At 73.2% G+C, this 18,012-nt stretch carries 14 protein-coding genes; 11 read left to right on the forward strand and 3 right to left on the reverse strand.

The genetic code is table 11. The annotated features are described in order from the left end of the window. The first annotated feature begins 33 nt into the window (after positions 1 to 33). A complete protein-coding gene (locus MHW47_RS08655; RefSeq protein WP_239222050.1) occupies positions 34 to 1,629 on the forward strand; it encodes a PQQ-binding-like beta-propeller repeat protein in 1,596 nt (531 codons plus the stop codon). A gap of 64 nt (positions 1,630 to 1,693) precedes the next feature. Here the strand turns inward: MHW47_RS08655 and MHW47_RS08660 are convergent, their stop codons facing one another. Beyond that, complete coding sequence (locus MHW47_RS08660) at positions 1,694 to 2,659, reverse strand: ACP S-malonyltransferase (RefSeq protein WP_239222051.1); 966 nt, start codon at positions 2,657 to 2,659, stop codon at positions 1,694 to 1,696. Between the two features lie 164 nt (positions 2,660 to 2,823). Here MHW47_RS08660 and MHW47_RS08665 point away from each other — a divergent pair, with 164 nt between their 5' ends. From MHW47_RS08665 to MHW47_RS08700, 8 genes are read left to right on the forward strand one after another with little or no spacing between them, the layout of a single operon-like run. Then, positions 2,824 to 4,638 (forward strand): fatty acyl-AMP ligase, encoded by a 1,815-nt coding sequence (locus MHW47_RS08665; RefSeq protein WP_239222052.1) that lies wholly within the window; start codon positions 2,824 to 2,826, stop codon positions 4,636 to 4,638. After that, on the forward strand, positions 4,635 to 6,401 hold the full coding sequence (locus tag MHW47_RS08670; protein ID WP_239222053.1) for an acyl-CoA dehydrogenase: 1,767 nt from the start codon (positions 4,635 to 4,637) through the stop codon (positions 6,399 to 6,401). Before MHW47_RS08665 ends, MHW47_RS08670 begins: the two co-directional genes overlap by 4 nt. Positions 6,402 to 6,416: 15 nt before the next feature. Continuing rightward, positions 6,417 to 6,737: an acyl carrier protein gene (locus MHW47_RS08675; RefSeq protein ID WP_239222054.1), complete on the forward strand. Its 321-nt coding sequence runs from the start codon at positions 6,417 to 6,419 to the stop codon at positions 6,735 to 6,737. Beyond that, positions 6,737 to 9,685: a type I polyketide synthase gene (locus tag MHW47_RS08680; RefSeq protein ID WP_239222055.1), complete on the forward strand. Its 2,949-nt coding sequence runs from the start codon at positions 6,737 to 6,739 to the stop codon at positions 9,683 to 9,685. The genes MHW47_RS08675 and MHW47_RS08680 overlap by 1 nt, the downstream gene beginning before the upstream one ends. Beyond that, positions 9,682 to 10,695, forward strand: a complete 1,014-nt coding sequence (locus MHW47_RS08685) for a 3-oxoacyl-ACP synthase III family protein (protein WP_239222056.1) — start codon at positions 9,682 to 9,684, stop codon at positions 10,693 to 10,695. The genes MHW47_RS08680 and MHW47_RS08685 overlap by 4 nt, the downstream gene beginning before the upstream one ends. Before the next feature lie 7 nt (positions 10,696 to 10,702). Then, complete coding sequence (locus MHW47_RS08690; RefSeq protein ID WP_239222057.1) at positions 10,703 to 12,592, forward strand: HAD family hydrolase; 1,890 nt, start codon at positions 10,703 to 10,705, stop codon at positions 12,590 to 12,592. Continuing rightward, positions 12,589 to 12,834, forward strand: a complete 246-nt coding sequence (locus tag MHW47_RS08695; protein WP_239222058.1) for a phosphopantetheine-binding protein — start codon at positions 12,589 to 12,591, stop codon at positions 12,832 to 12,834. Before MHW47_RS08690 ends, MHW47_RS08695 begins: the two co-directional genes overlap by 4 nt. Further along, a complete protein-coding gene (locus tag MHW47_RS08700; protein ID WP_239222059.1) occupies positions 12,831 to 13,697 on the forward strand; it encodes a 4'-phosphopantetheinyl transferase superfamily protein in 867 nt (288 codons plus the stop codon). Before MHW47_RS08695 ends, MHW47_RS08700 begins: the two co-directional genes overlap by 4 nt. A 56-nt stretch (positions 13,698 to 13,753) precedes the next feature. Here MHW47_RS08700 and MHW47_RS08705 read toward each other — a convergent pair whose 3' ends face one another. Both MHW47_RS08705 and MHW47_RS08710 read right to left on the reverse strand, forming a co-directional pair. After that, on the reverse strand, positions 13,754 to 14,743 hold the full coding sequence (locus MHW47_RS08705) for a LuxR C-terminal-related transcriptional regulator (RefSeq protein ID WP_239222060.1): 990 nt from the start codon (positions 14,741 to 14,743) through the stop codon (positions 13,754 to 13,756). A gap of 455 nt (positions 14,744 to 15,198) precedes the next feature. Continuing rightward, the gene (locus tag MHW47_RS08710; protein ID WP_239222061.1) at positions 15,199 to 15,918 is read right to left on the reverse strand and encodes a 4'-phosphopantetheinyl transferase superfamily protein; all 720 of its coding nucleotides are present in this window, start codon (positions 15,916 to 15,918) and stop codon (positions 15,199 to 15,201) included. 321 nt (positions 15,919 to 16,239) lie between these two features. Between MHW47_RS08710 and MHW47_RS08715 the strand changes: the two genes are divergently transcribed. Further along, positions 16,240 to 17,067 (forward strand): metallophosphoesterase, encoded by an 828-nt coding sequence (locus MHW47_RS08715; RefSeq protein WP_239222062.1) that lies wholly within the window; start codon positions 16,240 to 16,242, stop codon positions 17,065 to 17,067. Positions 17,068 to 17,214: 147 nt separating this feature from the next. Next, a partial coding sequence (locus MHW47_RS08720) for an ATP-binding protein (protein WP_239222064.1) occupies positions 17,215 to 18,012 on the forward strand: 798 nt, incomplete at its 3' end.

Here is an 18,012-nt window from a genome sequence, read left to right on the forward strand (position 1 = left end):
TCGTCACCACCGTCCTCGGAAGGACAGTCAGTCATGTTCACAAGACCCCGGTCGCCCCGGAAGACCGCCCGCAGGCTCACCCTGTTCGCCGCCGTGGCCATGGCGACCACCCTCGCCGTCGCCCCGGCCGACGCGTGCGGCCCGCAGGCCCAGTGGACGACCGGCGGCCACGACCTGGCCAACAGCCGCTCCGCAACGGGCGAGTACAAGATCACCAAGGACAACGCGAGCCGGCTGAAGGCCAAGTGGACCTACGCCACCCACGGCGACGTGTCGGCGACGCCGGCCGTCGTCGACGGCGCCGTCTACTTCCCGGACTGGGGCGGCTATCTGCACAAGATCAACGCGAAGACGGGCGCGCCGATCTGGTCGCACAAGATCTCCGAGTACACCGGGGACGCGGCCTCCGTCTCCCGGTCCAGCCCGACCGTCGTCAACGGCAGGGTCTACATAGCCGACTGGACGAAGGCCGTGCTCATCACGGTCGACGCCCAGACCGGCGCCAAGATCTGGACCCGCGAGATCGACACGCAGTACAAGGCCGTGCTGACCCAGTCGCCGGTCGTCCACGACGGGATCATCTACCAGGGCGTCTCCTCGCGCGAGTCGGAGGGCGCCTACGACCCCACGTACCCCTGCTGCACCTTCCGCGGCAGCGTGAACGCCATCTCGGCGAAGACCGGCAAGGTGCTGTGGCGGCAGTACACCACCCCGGACAACGGCGGCAGGACCGGCGGCTACAGCGGTGTCGCCGTGTGGGGAACCCCGGCGCTGGACCCCTCGACCCACACGGTGTACTTCACCACCGGCAACAACTACACCGTCCCGAAGGAGGTGTCCGACTGCCAGACGGCCGGCGGCACGCCCGCCGAGTGCTACCAGGAGGACAACTACGTCGACACGGTCATGGCCCTGGACATGTACACGGGCCGGATCAAGTGGCACACCGGCGCCAAGCGGTTCGACGCCTGGAACACCGGCTGCCTGCCGGGGCTCCCGCCGAACAACTGCCCCCCGAACCCCGGCTACGACTACGACTTCGGTGACGGCGCCCACCTGTTCACCATCAAGGGCGCGGACGGCCGGCCCCGCAAGGTCATCGGCGCGGGCGAGAAGAGCGGCGAGTACTGGCTGATGGACGCCGCCACCGGCGAGGTCGTCTGGAGCGCGGCGGCCGGCCCCGGCGGACACGTCGGCGGCATCGAGTGGGGCACCGCGTACGACGGCGAGCGGATCTACCTGGCCGAGGCCAACTTCAACAAGCTGGACTACCAGCTGGCGGACGGCTCGACCACCAACCGCAGCTCCTTCGCCGCGCTCGACCCGCAGACCGGCAAGATCATCTGGCAGGTCGCGGACCGGACCGACGGCTTCGCCTGGGGCGCCCTGACCGCCGCGAACGGTGTCGTCTTCGGCGGCTCCACCAGCGGCCACATGTACGCGTTCGACGCCGCCACCGGCGCGTACCTGTGGGAGTTCGCCGCCCCGTACTCCTCCAACGCCGGCCCGGCGGTCGTGGACGGCACGGTGTACTGGGGCAACGGCTACGCCCGGTTCGCCGCCGGCGCCGGCACCACCGGCAGCAGCACCGAGGGCACGTTCTACGCCTTCACGGTGGACGGCGAGTAACCCGGAACACGGGGAAGGGGCCGGTGCTCTCGCGGGCACCGGCCCCTTCCGCGTCCGTACGGCCTCAGGCCGCGGCCGGCATCCGGCGCCGCAGCGGCTGCATCGCCGACCGGGGGGTCACCGGCACGACCTCGAAGTTCCGGGTGGTGCAGGCGACCCGGGTGAACAGCCCGTCCGCCCCGGACACGCACAGCCGGTCCACGCGCGCCGCCCGCAGCGCGTCCACCACGTCCGGCCAGCACACCGTGCGCACGAACCCGTCCAGCAGCATGCCGCGCACGCCCGCGCCCGTCGTCACCGTCCGGCCGTCCTGGTCGGCGACCACCGGCAACCGGGGGTCCGACCAGGTCAGGTCCGCGAAGATCTCCTCGTCCACCCGGTCGCGCAGCCCGTCGAAGAGATACGAGTGCATCGGCGGCTTCATCGTGTACAGCGCCATCCCGCCGAGCGAGCGGATACGGCGCTGGAGCCAGTCCAGGACCGATTCGTGGACGGTCAGCATCGTGAAGTCCCGGTCCACCACGCAGGCGATGTCGCTCCACTCGCCGCGCTCCTCCAGCTCCCGGCGCAGCTCCTCCACGCCCTCCCGCGGCACCCGCGCGATCGACTGGGTGACCAGGGCCGGGTGCTCGCGGGCGAAGTAGTCCTCCATCGTCTCGGCCAGCCGGGCCGTCATCGTCACGGCGTCGGCGAAGTCGAGCACCCCGGAGTACACGGCGGCGGCACGGGCGCCGAAGCTCGGCCCGGTCACATGCGACGGCTCGATCTCCAGCCGCTCGCCCGCCCAGCGGGCCAGCGCCAGGCAGTTCACCACGAAGGAGATCTGCCCGTAGAGCGAGTAGTCGCCCTCGGTCCGCTGGTAGCGGTCGGCCAGCCGGTAGCCCAGGGCCTCGTCGGCGCGCGCGTACAGCTCGCGCGCGTACGGGTTGACCAGCATGAACCGGGAGACCTCGGAGAAGGCCGTCGGCTGCATGCCGGGGAAGACGATCGCCGTCCGCGTCGCCTCTGCGGGTTCGGTGTGAGTGTCCATGCGGCGAGCGTCACCCGTACCCCCTCCCTCGGTGCACCCCTGTCGCCCCCTGAACCCGGAGCGCACGCCGGGGCGCGCAAGCGAGCCGCAAGGCCCGTTGCGGAGGATCGGCGGGAACGAGGGCCGCACATCCACGGGCCCGCAGACGCGAGGGGATGCCGCGGATGTCAGAGTCACGCTTCGCCACCTTCACCGAACTGCTCCGCGCCCGGACCGCCGAACTCGCCGGCCAGGACGTGCACGTGTTTCTCCGCGACACCGCGGACGGTCCGGTGGCCGAACACCTCACCTACGGAGAGCTGGACCGGGAGGCGAGACGCATTGCCGCCTGCCTCCAGAGCTACGGCGTGACCGAACAGCCCGTGCTGCTCGCCTACTCCTCCACCGTCGAGTTCCTCAAGGGCTTCGCGGGCTGCCTGTACGCGGGAGCCGTCGCCGTCCCCGTACCGCTGCCCGGCGAGGCCGGCCGCGACAAGCGGCTCAACCGCACGACCGCCGTGCTCAAGGACACCGGCGCCGCCGTTGTCCTCACCGAGACGTCCGCCGCCCCCGAGGTCGCGCTCTGGCTCGCCCGCAACACCCGCAACACCGCGGAGTGTCTGGTCACGGACGTCCCCGAGATCGGCGACCCGGAGGCATGGCGGCCCGTCGCGGCCCGCGCCGACGACCTCGTCTTCCTCCAGTACACCTCCGGCTCCGTCTCGGAACCGCGCGGCGTGACCGTCTCGCACCGCAACCTCCTCGCCAACCAGGCCAGCCTCCAGAAGCTGCTGGGCACCACCCGCGAGGACGTCTTCGGCAGCTGGCTGCCCTACTTCCACGACATGGGCCTGGTCGCGCACCTGCTGCACCCGATCCACCTCGGCAGCCACAGCGTCCAGGTCACCCCGCTCTCCTTCGTCAAGCGCCCGCTGCGCTGGCTCCAGGCCATCGACGAGTACGGCGTCACCGTGGGCGGCGGCCCCAACTTCTGCTACGACCTGTGCGTCCACCGGGTCAAGGACGAGCAGATCGCCGCGCTCGACCTGTCCCGCTGGCGCCTCGCCCTCAACGGCGCCGAACCGGTGCGCGCCGAGAGCCTGGACGCCTTCGCGGAGCGGTTCGCGCCCGCCGGCTTCCGGCCCGAGGCGCTGCGCCCCTGCTACGGCCTGGCGGAGGCCACGCTCGTCGTCTCCGGCGGTGCGCCCGGCACCCCGTACGTCCGCCGCGCCTTCGACCAGGCGGAGCTGGAACGGGACCGGGCCGAGACGGCCGGCACGGACGGACGGCGGCGCACGCTCGTCGGCTGCGGCGTCCCCGTGGACGCGGACGTACGGATCGTGGACCCGCTCACCCACCACGAACTGCCGGCCGGCGCGGTCGGCGAGATATGGATACGCGGCTACAGCGTCGCCCGCGGCTACTGGCGGCGCCCCACCGAGACCGTGCGCACCTTCCGCGCCAGCCTCAACGACGAGGAGAGCAACTTCCTGCGGACCGGCGACCTCGGGATGCTGGTGGACGGGGAGCTGTTCGTCACCGGGCGGCTCAAGGAAGTCATCATCATCAACGGCCGCAACGTCTACCCGCAGGACGTCGAGTGGGCCGCCCGGACCGTCAGCCCCGCCCTCACCTTCGGCGCCGGAGCCGCGTTCTCCGTGGACGCGGGACGCGAGCACCTGGTGCTCGTCCAGGAGGTGCGCGGCGTCGCCGACAGCACCGAACTGCGCACCGTCGCCCAGAAGATCCAGGCCCTGATCGGCCAGGAATTCGAGATCCCGGCCGGCAACATCCTGCTGGTGCGCCCCGGCGCCGTGCGCCGCACCAGCAGCGGCAAGGTCCAGCGCACCCTCATGCGCACGCTGTTCCTGGACGGTGTGGTGCGCGGCGAGTACGAGGTGCTGACCCCGGACGTGTGGGCGCTGGCCCGCGCCGAGGACGTGCTGTTCGGAGGCGACCTGCTGCGGCCGGAGGGAGCCGACGGAGGAAGGCGGTGGTGACGACCCCGCCCGGCGTGCTCGCGCCCTCCGCCGAGCAGGCCGCGCGGCGGCGCGAGAGCGCCGTCCGGGCCCGGGTCGCCGCCCTGGAGGACCTGTTCGGCGACCCCTCCGACCCGGCCAACCCGGCCGGCTACTCCGCACTCCTGGAAGCCGACCGGGCCGCGGTGCCGTTCGCCGCGGGCGAGGCGCTGCTCGACGAGTTCGGCATCGCCGAGGAGTACGTGCCGCGCTCGCTCGGCGGCCGGCTCGACGCGATGGACACCCTGGTCCGGGTCATGCGGCCGGTGATGCGCCGCGACGTGGGTCTGGCCATCGGGCACGGCATGACCACCTTCATGGCCGCGTCCGACGTCTGGGCGACCGGCGGCGACCGCCAGCGCGCCTGGTTCGCCGGGCTGCTGCGCGGCGGCGGCCGGGCCGCCATCGCCCAGCACGAGACGGCGCACAGCAACGACTTCGTCCGCAGCCAGGTCACCGCCCGGCGCGCCCCCGGCGGCTATCTGATCAGCGGCGGCAAACCCCTGGTCAACAACCTGGAACGGGCCGGGGCGCTCGTCCTGTTCTGCCGCACCGACCCGGCGCCGGGCAGCCGCAGCCACTCCGTGCTGCTGCTGGAACCGGAGCAGCTGTCCGACGTCCACGCGAAGGTCACCGCCCGCCGCACCCCGGTCGGGCTGCGCGGCTGCCGGTTCGCGGGCGTCGAGTTCGACGACTGCCCGGTGCCCGGGACCGCGCTGCTCGGGCCGGAGGGCAGCGGCATCGAGACCGCGCTGCGCTCCTTCCAGATCAGCCGGACCGTGATCGCCGCCACCGCCGTCGGCGCCCTGGACACCAGCCTGCGCACCGCCGTCCGCATCGACCGCGAGCAGTCCGGCGGCTGGCAGGGCCGGGGTACCGACAACAGCCGCACCGGGGCCGCCCTGACCAACGCCTTCGTCAGCCTGCTGCTGTACGACGCGCTCGCCGTGGTCGCCGCCCGCGCCCTGCATCTGCTGCCCGCCGAGACGAGCGTCACCTCGGCCGCGCTCAAGTACCTGATGCCCCGCGTGCTCGGCGAGACCATGTACGACCTGTCGATCGTCCTGGGCTCGGAGTTCTACACCCGCGAGGGCACCCGGGGCATCTTCCAGAAGCACGTCCGGGACGTGCCCGTCCTCAGCCTCGGCCACGCCGGCACCGTCGCCTGCCAGGCCACCGTCATCCCGCAGATGCCCCGGCTCGCCCGGCGCTCCTGGTTCGTCGAGGACGAGGCGCCTGCCGGGCTCTTCCGGCTGGACGGGGACCTGCCGCCGCTGCGCACCGACCGGCTCGCGCTGGCCTGCGGCCGGGACTCGCTCAGCGCCTCGCTGCTCGCGGTCGCCGCGCGCGTCGAGGGCCACGGCCCCGTGGAGCGCGCCCTGCGCACCCTCGCGGGGCTGCTCGTCGAGGAGTTCCGGGACGTGCGCGGCCGGGTGCTCCGGCTGGAGGCGGCCGGACCGGCGGACAGCGCCCAGCCCGCCCGGTTCGCCCTGATGGACCGGTACGCGCTGCTGCTCGCCGCAGCCGCCGTGCTCGGGGTCTGGGACCAGGCCCGGTACGGCCCCGACCCGTTCCTCGCCGACCCCTGCTGGGCCGCCGCCGCGCTGCACCGCATCTGCGGGCGGCTCGGCACGCGCGTCGCCGCCCTCCCCGCGGAGTGCGAGACGCGCCTGAGACACGAGGTCCAGCTCCGCTTCTCCACCCGGACCAGCTACGACCTCTACTCCACCCCGATTCCGGGTTGACCGAAGGAGTCCGCGATGACCATTCCCACCGGCCGGCACACCCTCGCCGCCGACACCGCGAAGGAAGACGGCGTGTACACCTGGCTGTCGGCCCGCCTCGCGCTCTACCTGCGGCGGGCGCCCGAGACCATCGACCCGTCCGTGCCGCTCGCCGAGTACGGCATGGACTCGGTGGCGGCGCTCAGCCTCTGCGGCGACCTGGAGGAGGAGTTCGGCCTGGACGTCGAGCCGACCCTGCTGTGGGACTTCCCGACCGTCAACGGCCTGGTCCGCCATCTGGCCGCGGTGCTGCCGGACGGCCCGGCGGACACGGCCCCCGTGCGGGACCAGAGCTGATGGGCGACATCGCCGTCGTCGGCATCGACTGCGCGTTCCCCGGGGCGGCGGGCGTACAGGCGTACTGGGACCTGCTGATGGGGGGCCGGAGCGGTATCGGGCGCGTCCCCGGACAGCGCTGGGAGGCGCGCGACTTCCCCGCCGCCGGGGACAGCGGCGGCTTCCTCGACGACGCCGATGTCTTCGACAGCGACTTCTTCTCGATCACGCCGCGCGAGGCCGCCGCGATGGACCCGCACCAGCGGCTGCTGCTGCCCTGCGCCTGGCGTGCCCTGGAGGACGCGGGACGCGCCCCCGGTGACCTCGCGGGCAGCGGGACCGGGGTGTTCGTCGGGGTGATGGGCGGCGAGTGGGGCCGTCTGACCATGAGCGACCTCGACCGGGTCACCCCGCTGCTCGGGTCCGGCAGCAGCGCCGGCATGGCCGCCAACCGGATCTCCTACCACTTCGACCTCAACGGCCCGAGCCTCGCCGTGGACACGGCCTGCTCCTCCTCGCTGGTCGCCGTCCACCTCGCCGCGAACGCGCTGCTGGCCGGGGAGTGCGACACCGCGCTGGCGGGCGGGGTCAACGTCGTCCTCTCGCCCTCGCTCGGACTGGTCTACGGGCAGCTCGGGCTGGCCGCCGCCGACGGGCGCTGCAAGCCGTTCAGCGCCGAGGCGGACGGCATCGGCCGCAGCGACGGCGTCGGCCTGGTCGTGCTGCGCCGCCTTGAGGACGCGGTCGCCGACGGCGACCGGGTCTACGCCGTGCTGCGCGGCAGCGCCGTCAACCAGGACGGCCGCAGCAACGGCATGATCGCCCCCAACCGCTGGTCCCAGGAGCGCGTCCTGAACGCCGCCTACCGGCGCGCCGGGGTCGGCCCCGCCGAGGTCGCCTTCGTGGAGGCCCACGGCACCGGCACTGTCCTCGGGGACGCCATCGAGTGCGCGGCCCTCGGCTCGGTGCACGGCGTCCCGCGCGAGGCGCCGTGCGCCATCGGCTCGGTCAAGGGAAACCTCGGGCACACCGAGGGCGCCGCCGGGATCGCCGGGTTCATCAAGACCGCGCTGGCCCTGCACCACCGGATCGTCCCCGCCAGCCTCTTCGCGGAGCACGAGAACTCGCGGCTCCGGCTCGGCGAGCGCGGCCTGCGGCTGCTGAAGTCCCCGGTCCGGCTGCCGCGCGGCGAGACCCTCGCCGGGGTCAGCAGCTTCGGGATGGGCGGGACGAACGCCCACGCCGTCCTCGCCACCGCGCCCAGGACCCCCCGCGCGGCCCGGACCCGGTCCCACCGCGCCGGGGCGGCCGGGGTGTTCACGGTCAGCGCCGACACCCCGGAGGCCCTGCGCCGCAATCTCGCCGCCCAGGCCGACGCGCTCGCCGCACTGCCGAAGGGCGGCGCCGCGGCGCTGTGCCGGAGCAGCAACCGGGTCAAGACCGGGCTGCCGCACCGCTTCGCGCTCACCGCCCGCGACACCGGCGAACTCGTGGCCGGACTGCGCCGGGCCGTGGAGCTGCGCACCCCCGCGCCGGGCGAGCCGCATCCGGTCGGTGACCGGCCCTGGGGCCGCCCCGTGGTGGCGTTCCTCTTCACCGGGCAGGGCAGCGAGTACCCCGCGATGACGGCGGGCCTGTACCGCGAATCCTCGGCGTACCGGCGCCACTTCGACGCGGCCGACGCGGCGCTGGCCGCCCGGCTGGGCCACTCGGTGCGCGAAGCGGTGCTCGGCGACGCCGTTCCTCCGGAGGGAGCGGGCGCGCCGGAGCTGGTGCAGCCGGCCCTCTTCGCCGTGGGCTATGCCCTCGCGCGCACCCTGACGGACCTGGGCGTCGTCCCGGCCGCCGTGCTCGGCCACAGTCTCGGGGAGTACGCCGCCGCCGTCACCGCCGGAGTCCTCACGCTCGACGAGGCGGCCGGGCTGGTCGTCCGCAGGGCCCGGCTCACGGCGGCGCTGCCGTCCGGTGGCGGGATGACGGCCGTCGCGGCGGGCGCCGAGGTGCTGGCCCCGGCGCTGGCGGCAGAGCCCGATGTGGTGGTCGCCGCGGTCAACGGCCCGGCCGACACGGTGCTGTCCGGCCCGCTGGACGCGCTGGCCCGGGTCGGCGAGGAGCTGGCCGGGCTCGGCATCCGGACCCGGGCGCTGACCTCCCCGTACGCGTTCCACTCCGCCCGGATGGCTCCGGTCGCCGCCGGGCTGCGCGCCGCTGCCGTGAACCCCGCTCCCGCCGCGCTGCCGGTGGCCTCCACCCGGTACGGCCGGATGCTGCGCGACGAGCCGATGGACGCCGGGTACTGGGCGGGCCAGACGGAGGAGCCGGTGCTCTTCGACGCGGCGCTCGGCGCCCTCGTCCGCGACATCGCCCCCACCCATCTGATCGAGATCGGGCCCCGGCCCCAGCTCACCGGGATCGCCGCGCGCGCCGGAAGCCTGGGCGGCGCCGAACTCCTGCACCCCGCACCCGGGCCCGAGGGCACCGGACAGGATCTGGCGGAGACCGTCGCCGCCCTGTACCGCTGCGGACTGGACCCCGTCTGGGAGGAGTTGTACGCGCCGGAGCACCGCGTGCACGAACCGCTCGCCCCGTATGTCTTCTCCTCCGCACAGCGCTACTGGGACCGGTCCCCGGCCTCCGCCGGGCCGAGTACGGAGCGGCGGCCCGAGACGCCCGCTGTTTCACGTGAAACGCCCAACGAGGAGGCCGGCGGTGACGACCCCGTGCTCGTCGCCGTGGTCGAGGCCGTCACCGAGGTCGGCGGCTACCCCACGGAACGCGTGGTGCGCGAGGCCCGTTTCCATGAGGACCTGGGTTTCGACTCGGTGATGATCATGCAGCTCAAGAACCGGGTGGAAGCCCGGCTCCCGAGGGTCGGAGAGGTGTCCGTGCAGCAGATGCTGCCCGCACTGCGCTCGGTCGGTTCGCTGGCCGCGTTCCTGGACGGCGTGATCATGGCGAGGTCGGCATGACCGACGTCCATATCGCCGCGACCGGCACGGCGTTGCCCGGCGACCCGGTCGACAACGCCACGCTCGCCGGGCTGCTCGGCGCCAGCAAGGAGTGGATCGACCTCTTCGTCGGCACCCGGACCCGCTACTTCGGCTGGGATCCCGTTACCGGAGAGGTGCGCGGCTCGCTGGCCGACCTGTGCGCAGAGGCCGCCGCGCAGGCGGTGCGGGCCTCCGGGCTCGTCCTCGCGGACATCGAGTTCCTGGTGCTGGCCACCGCGACGCCGGACACCCTGCTGCCCACCACCGCCACCGAGGTCGCGGACCGGCTCGGCCTCGACCATCTGCCCGTCTACCAGATCCAGGCGGGCTGTTCGGGTGCCGTCCAGGCCCTCGATCTGGGCCGCAGCCTGATCGCCGGCGGGCGGCAGGCCGGGCTGGTGATCGGCGGCGATGTCACGCACCGTTTTCTGTCGCCCCGGCAGGACGCGGCGAAGATCCCCAGCAGCGAACTCGTCAACTACGTGCTGTTCGGGGACGGGGCCGGCGCCGCCGTCCTCACCGCCGAACCCGAGGGTGAGCGGATCGCCGTGCGCTCCGTGCTCAACTCCTGGACCGGACGCGGCCGTCGGCCCGGACAGCTCCTCGACTGGTACGGCACCACCGACCGCGACTCCGACCGGCCGATGCTCGCCGAGGACTACAAGGCGATCGAGGAGCATGTGCCGCCGATCGCCTCGGAGATCCTCTGGGACCTGCTCGGCGGGCTCGGCTGGGACCTGGACGGCATCGGGTTCCTGCTGCCGCCCCAGCTCTCCGAGCGGATGACCGCCCGCATCGTGGAGCGGCTGCCCGACTGTCCCGCCCGGAAGGTGTCCTGCGTCGCCGACACCGGAAACACCGGCAACGCGCTGCCCTTCCTCCAGCTCGACCGGCTGGTGCCCGAACTCGCGGAGGGCGACCGGGCGATCGGCCTGTGCGTGGAGTCCAGCCGCTGGATCAGGGCCGGATTCGCCCTGGAGAAGGTGTGAGGTGGCGATGACCACGGGACTGGACCGCCTCCGCGACCTGCGCAAGCGCGGCCTGCTGGAGAAGGCGTACGACCAGGTCGCCCCCGCCCTCGCCCAGGAGGAGCCCGGCGGGGGCCGGGCGGACACCGCGGCGGCCGGCCGGCTGCTCGCCGCCGTCGACCCCGAGGCCGTACGGGCCCACCACCCGGCGACCCCGGTCGTCACGGTCGCCGTCACCGGCCAGTCCACGGTCGGCCAGGTCCTCGACCCGCTCCGGGGTGAACTCGCCCGCCACGGCCTGCTGCTGCGCGCCGTCCTCGGTGAGCATGGCACCTATCTGCGCGACCTGACCGACACCGGGAGCGAGCTGCACACCGCCGCCCCCGACCTCACCCTCTGCCTGCTGGACGCCGAGACGGTGTTCGAGCAGGTGCCCGGCGTATGGCGGCCGGAGGACGTCGAGTCGGCCGCCGCCGACGCGCTGGAGCGGTGCGCCGTGCTGGCCGCGCAGGCACCGGGCACCCTGGTCGTCAACACCCTGCCGCTGCCCCTGGAGTACAGCCGCCGGCTCATCGACCACCGGTCCCGGGCCCGGCTGGGCGCGGTGTGGCGGGAGTTCAACGCCGCGCTGCTGCGGCTGACCGAACGCTTCCCGGGCCTGGTGGTCATCGACCTCGACCCGCTGACGGGCGAGGGCGGACCCGTCACCGACCCCTGTCTCGCCCGGTACGCCAAGGTCCGGCTCGGCGCCGGGCTGCTGGCCGGCTACGCCAGGGAGGTCGCCCACCTGGCACGGGCGCTGCGCGGCGCGACCCGCAAGTGCCTGGTGCTCGACCTCGACCAGACCCTGTGGGACGGCATCCTCGCCGAGGACGGGCCCGACGGCATCGCCGCCGCCGGAACACTGCGCGGGGAGGCGTTCGGCGCCTTCCAGACCTGTGTGAGGCACCTCGGCTCCCAGGGCGTCCTGCTCGCCGTGAGCAGCAAGAACGACGCCGCCGACGTGGCACGGGTGCTGGCGGACCACCCCGACCCGGTGCTGCGGGAGCGGGACTTCGTCGCCGTCCACGCCAACTGGGAGCCCAAGGACGGCAACCTGGCCGACATCGCCCGCGGGCTCGACCTGTCCACCGACGCCCTGGTCTTCGCGGACGACTCGCCGGCCGAACGGGAGCAGGTGCGGCACGGGCTGCCCGGGGTCGCCGTCGTACCGCTCGGCGAGGAGCCGGCCACCCACATCGGGCGGCTGCTCGCGGACGGCTGGTTCGACACCCTGAGCCTGACCGACGAGGACCGGGCCAGGACCGGTGAGTACCGGGCCCGCCGCGAGCGCCGGGAGCTGCACGCCGGGGCGGGCTCGCACGAGGAGTATCTGCGCGCCCTGGAACTGCGCCTCGACGTGGGTCCGCCGCGTCCGCACGAGGCGGCCCGGATCTCCCAGCTGACCCTGCGGACCAACCAGTTCAACCTCGCCGGGGGCGGGCTCACCGAGGCCGCCGTGACCGCCCTCGCGGCCGACGCCGGGCGGGAGCTGCTGGTGGCGCGCACCGCCGACCGGTTCGGGGACAACGGACTGGTCGGCGCCGTGCTGATCGGCCGGTCCCCGGGGGAGTGGCGGCTGGACAACCTGTGGCTGAGCTGCCGGGTCCTCGGCCGGGGCGTCGAACGGGCCTTCGTCGCCGTACTGTTGAAGAGGGCCCGGCGCCTCGGCCTGCACGCCGTAGGCGCCCGCTACGTACCCACCGCCCGTAACGGCCGGGCCGGGGACCTCTACCCCTCCTGCGGGTTCGTCGCCCGCCGTCCCTCCGGGCCCGGGGAGAGCGGGGGCGGAGCCGCGGAGTACCGCCACGATCTGACGGTGCTGCCGGGGGTACCCGACCACATACGCGTCACCGAGTCCGGAAAGGCATCCCGATGAGCGCCGACGACCTGAGGGGCCTCGACGCGTTCCTGCGGGTCGTGGGCGACGATCTGGGCCTGGACGTGGAGGGCCCCGCCGGAGCGGATCTGGCGCTCACGGACGTGCCCGGCTGGGACTCGCTGAACCTGCTTCGGCTGGTGGCCCTCCTGGAGGAGTCCGGCCACCGCGTACCGGTGCACCGTCTGCTGGAGGCGGGGAGCCTCCGGGACATTCACACCCTCGTGAAGGAGTACGGATGACCGCCCCGGGCAATATCACGCTCGGCTCACCGCTCGGTGAGCCCGTCGCCGTGGTTCCCGGCGGTGACTCGTGGAACAGAGTCAAGGACGATCTCACCGCGCACGGCACCGCCCTGGCCTACGCCTGGCTGAAGGACCTGGAGCCGGCCGTGCCCTCGGGCGACGGGCTGCGCGAACTCCTCGGCCGCGACTGGACGCGCTACCTGGACCTCACCCACTCCGATGTGCGCAACCGGTACGTCGCCTCGCGCATGCTGCTCAAGCACGCGGCCGGGGCGGTGCTGGCCAGCGAGCCGGCGGACCTGGAGCTGGCGTACGGGCCGACCGGGCGCCCGTATCTGCGCGGCTGCGACCAGATCGACATCAGCCTCAGCCACACCGAGGACCTGCTGCTCGTGGGGCTGACGACCTGCGGTCTGATCGGTGTGGACGCCGAGCGGGCCGACCGCGACATGTACGGCGGCGGGCTGGTCCGGCACATCTGCACGCCGTACGAGGCGGTGCTGCTGTCCGGGGTGCCGGAGAAGGAGCGCAACGGCGCGCTGGTGCGGCTGTGGACGCTGAAGGAGGCGTACTCCAAGGCGATCGGGCAGGGCATGCAGTTCCGCTTCACCGAGTTCGGGTTCGGCCCGGACGGGCGGCCGGTGCGGGTGCAGCGCCCGGACGGCACGCCGGGGACCGGCGAGGAGTGGACCTTCCGCACCTTTCCGCTGGAGGACGGCTACGTGGTCAGCGCGGCGGTGTACGACGCGGGGTTCGGCAAGCTGCAGGACGCCCATGTCACGACGATGCTCGACCAGGACTGCGTCGACGCGATCACGGAGGCGCTGGACGAGGCGGAGCACGGGGGCGGCGGCGCGTGAGGCGCGGCGCGACGCGCCCCGCCCCGCTTCCGGGTTCGCGCCCCGCCCCGTACGCGTCAGGGGAGCAGGCGGCCGGGGTCGCCGGTCAGCATCTCCTGGCGGGCGGCGTTGTAACCCGCCTGGAATCGGCTGGTGGCCTCCAACTCCTCGGTGATCTCCGCGATGTGGCGGCGGCAGGTGCGGACGGACATGCCGAGCCGGCGCGCCACCATCTCGTCCTTGTAGCCCTTGGTCATCAGCCGGATGATCGACCACTTCAGCTCGTCGGTGGACGCGGGGGAGCGCTGCGACTCCACGACGTACGGGGTGGCGCCCTCCCACAGGTACTCGAAGACGGAGCACAGGAACGCCACGAGGGTGGGTTCGCGGACGACGGCCGCCCCCGGGCTGTCCTCGCGGGCGGAGCGTTCCGGCAGGAACGCCACCTCGCGGTCGTAGATGATCAGCCGGTCGATGACTTCGTCGGCGGTCCGGACCTCCGCGCCCTGCACGGTCACGTCGCGGACGTAGGAGCGGGTGGCCAGGTCGTTGCGCGCGGTGTGCTGGTAGATGGTCCGGATGCGCACCCCGCGCGAAAGGATGGAGAGCGCGCTCGCCCTGGCGTCGTCGAGCAGGTCCGCCGGGCGGGCGCCGCCGGGCTGAACGGTGATCAGCTCGCTCTTGCAGGTCTGCCCGAAATGGTCGAGCAGGGCCTGGATGCGGGCGGGATCGCTGATGATGTCGAACGCCTCCAGGTGATTGCGCACCCGGCGGCCCTCGAAGTACAGGGGGGTCAGCGACATCAGCTTGGCCCGGACCTCGGTGACGGCCTGCTGGAGGTCGCGTATCTGCCGTTCGGCGGGGCCGACCAGGGAAGCGGCGGCGGCGTCGGGGGTGACGGGGGTCAGCTGGTGCGAGTGACCGGGCACCGACTGGAGCAGCCGGACCCCCACGAGCACGCTCTCGACACGGGCGACCTCGTCGTGGGTGAGGGACAGGTCGTGGGCAATCCGGTCCCGGTCGAAGCGACCGCACTCGACCGCCAGACCGTATGCCGCAGCGCTCACGTCATCCAGTTCGGCAAAGCCCGAATCCGCGTACTCCCCTTGGAACACGCCAGCCCCCACTGGTCGGTGTAATTGCTGCCACGTAACTTTACGCCAACGTGAAGCCCTTGGCGCGAATCATCGGCGTCCGAGACTCTTTTTCCCGTCGCCAGGAACCTCCGAAGCCGGAGGTTTCGGGTGAGCAAGGAGGCGGAGGTAAGTCTCATTCGTCGACCGAGGGGAGTCGCAATGGCAAGTTATGGTAAAGAATCCATCGTTCGCTTGACTTTGCTGATGGGTATACTTCTGGCCGTTCTGGGGGGACAGTTCATGTCGGGCCTTTCGCAGGGGACATCGGCTGGAACCGAGGTCAGTGCGATGGACGCGGTCTCTCCGGGAATAGTCCGGACCGGGGAGTACCGGCCGCTGGACGACCGCTGGGGCGTGTGATCCGCCCGGCCGCGCCCGTACTCGACTCAGCCGATGCTCCCCGCAGCGCACATGCGGGGAGCGTCGCCGTGTACGGCCCCGGACGGCCGGCGCGCGGGCACCGCGATGGCGGTCACCAGCACCCCGTCCCGCGCCGACCAGCGGCCGCTGAACGAGGTGGGGCCCGCCGGGGACAGCTCCTCCGGCGCCGGCAGCAGCCGCGCGGTGAACGTCTCCTGCGCCGCGTCCACCCGCACCAGCGCGTCGGTGAAGTCCAGTTCCTGGCCGGTGAGCGGGAACCACGTCTTGTAGACCGCCTCCTTGACGGAGAACAGCAGCCGGTCCCAGGCCACCTCGGGCAGCGCCCACGCCAGCTCACGGGTCCGCCGCAGCTCCTGCGGCAGCGCGATCGACTCCAGCACGCCGGGCCGCAGCGGGGCGTTGGGCTCGGCGTCGATCCCCACCGAGAGGAAGTCCTCCGCACGGGCCAGCGCCACCCCCCGGAACCCCGCGCAGTGCGTCATCGAGCCCACCACCGAGGGCGCCCACTGCGGCACCCCGCGCCGCCCCGGCAGCACGGCGGCCGGCGCCACCCCGAGCGCCCCCATGGCCCGCCGGGCGCACCACCGCACCGTGGCGAACTCCCGACGGCGCTTGGGGACGGCGTTGCTGATCAGGGACTCCTCCTCCGGGAAGAGGAACACCTCGGCCGGGTCGGCGGTGGCCTCGGCGGTGGCGACGGTCGACGGCAGCAGCTCGGTGAGCACGGCGTTCCTCCGGGGCGGGGTGTCGGGTGGACGCCTCCCACGCTCCCGCCGCCGCCCCGCACCGGCCACCGAACCGGCCCCCGGCCGGGCCGGCCGGCCCGCCGGAGGGGCCTTTTCTGCCAGTCCGCTGCCATCCGCGCGACCGGGCGCCGCGGGCCTGCGGCCGGGCTGCCACCGGCCCGCACCGCCCTTGCCATGGCCCTGCTACGCCCCGGCGGACCGGCCCCGGGCCGTCCGCCCGGCGTCAACTACGGGGTCGTGGTGGGGTGTTCACGGGCACCCTGCCCGATCTAGCCTGGCCGAATGGCGCACGGAAACCTCATGGCCATCAGTGACCTCCATGTCGCATTCCCGGAGAACCGCCGGATCGTCGAGGAGCTGTTTCCCGACAGCCCCGCCGACTGGCTCATCGTCGCCGGCGACGTCGGGGAGTCGCCCGACGATCTGAGCTGGGTGCTCGATTTGCTCGCCCGCCGCTATGCGACGGTCATCTGGGCCCCCGGAAACCACGACTTGTGGACCCTGCGCGACGATCCTGTGCCGCTGCGTGGAGACGCCCGGTACCGCCGATTGGTCGAAATCTGCCGCTCGTACGGAGTCCACACCCCCGAGGACCCGTACCCGGTCTGGTCCGGACCGGGCGGCCCGCTGGTCGTGGCCCCGCTCTTCCTGCTGTACGACTACACCTTCCGCACGCCCACCGCCGCCACCCAGGAGCAGGCGCTCGAACAGGCGTATGAGGCAGGGGTGGTGTGCACCGACGAGTTCCTGCTGCACCCCGACCCCTACCCGTCCCGGGAGGCCTGGTGCCGGGCCCGCGTCGAGGCCACCGAGCGGCGCCTGGCCGCCTGCGACCCCGCCCTGCGCACCGTGCTGGTCAACCACTTCCCGCTGGTCCGCACCCCCACCCGGGTCCTGCGCCACCCCGAGTTCGCCCAGTGGTGCGGGACCGAGCTGACGGCCGACTGGCACACCCGCTTCCGGGCCGCCGCCGTCGTGTACGGGCACCTCCACATCCCGCGCACCACGTGGTACGACGGCGTGCGCTTCGAGGAGGTCTCGGTCGGCTACCCCCGGGAGCGCCGTCACCGGGGGCAGACAGGGGTGGCGCCCCGCCGGATCTTCCCGGCCGCCGCCGGGGATTCCTGACTGGCAGGTTCCGGCCACCGCGGGAGCGTCGCGGCCCACCCCTGCCGTGATTCACGATTGTCCCTCAAGCGCCGCTCGATCGGTCCTGTATCCGGTTCGCATTCCCGATTCTTCGCCGAGAGCCGGAACATGGGCATGGGGGATCTCATGGTGTTGTTCCGTCGCGCCGAAGAATTTTCTCTTCTGGACGAACTGATCGAAGGATGCGGAGAAGGGAATTCAGGACTGCTGCTCATCGAAGGAGCGGTGGGATGTGGGAAAAGTGAATTCCTGGAGACCGTTGCGACCCATTCCGAAAAACACGGCGCTCTGGTGCTGCGCGGAATGGCGACCGCCGAGGAAAGGCGGCATCCGCTCGGCGTACTGCGCCAGCTGACCGCCGACGCCCCGCCCGGCACCCTCCCGCCCCTGCCGCCCCTGCCGCCGGCGCCCGCCGACGCCGGCCGGGTCGGAGCCATGCGGCAGTTCGCGACCGCCGTACGCGGGCTGAGCGCCACCGCGCCCGTGGTGGTCTGCGTGGACGACCTGCACCACGTGGACGAGCTGTCCGGCCGCTACCTGCTCCACCTCGCCCGCGGCACCCGCGGGGCCAAGGTGCTCCTCGCCCTCACCGAGTCCGTCCACGAGCACGGCGACGACCCGCTGCTGCGCACCGAACTGCTGCGGCTCCCCCACTTCTCGCGGCTGCGCCTCGAACGCTTCACGCCCGACGCGGTCCGGGCCACGCTCCCCGACCGGAACGAGGCCGAGACCGAACGGCTGCACCGCGCGTCCGGCGGCAACCCGCTGCTGCTGCGCGCCCTCCTCCAGGACCCCGGCGCCCGCCCCGGCGAGGCCTACCACCACGCCGTGCTCGCCTGCCTGCACCGCTGCGGCCCCGCCACCCCCGCGCTCACCGAGGCCGTCGCCGTCCTGGGCCCGCTGGCGACCACCCCGCACACCGCC

Origin of the sequence: Streptomyces sp. OfavH-34-F (assembly GCF_022347745.1) — a bacterium.
GTDB lineage: Bacteria > Actinomycetota > Actinomycetes > Streptomycetales > Streptomycetaceae > Streptomyces.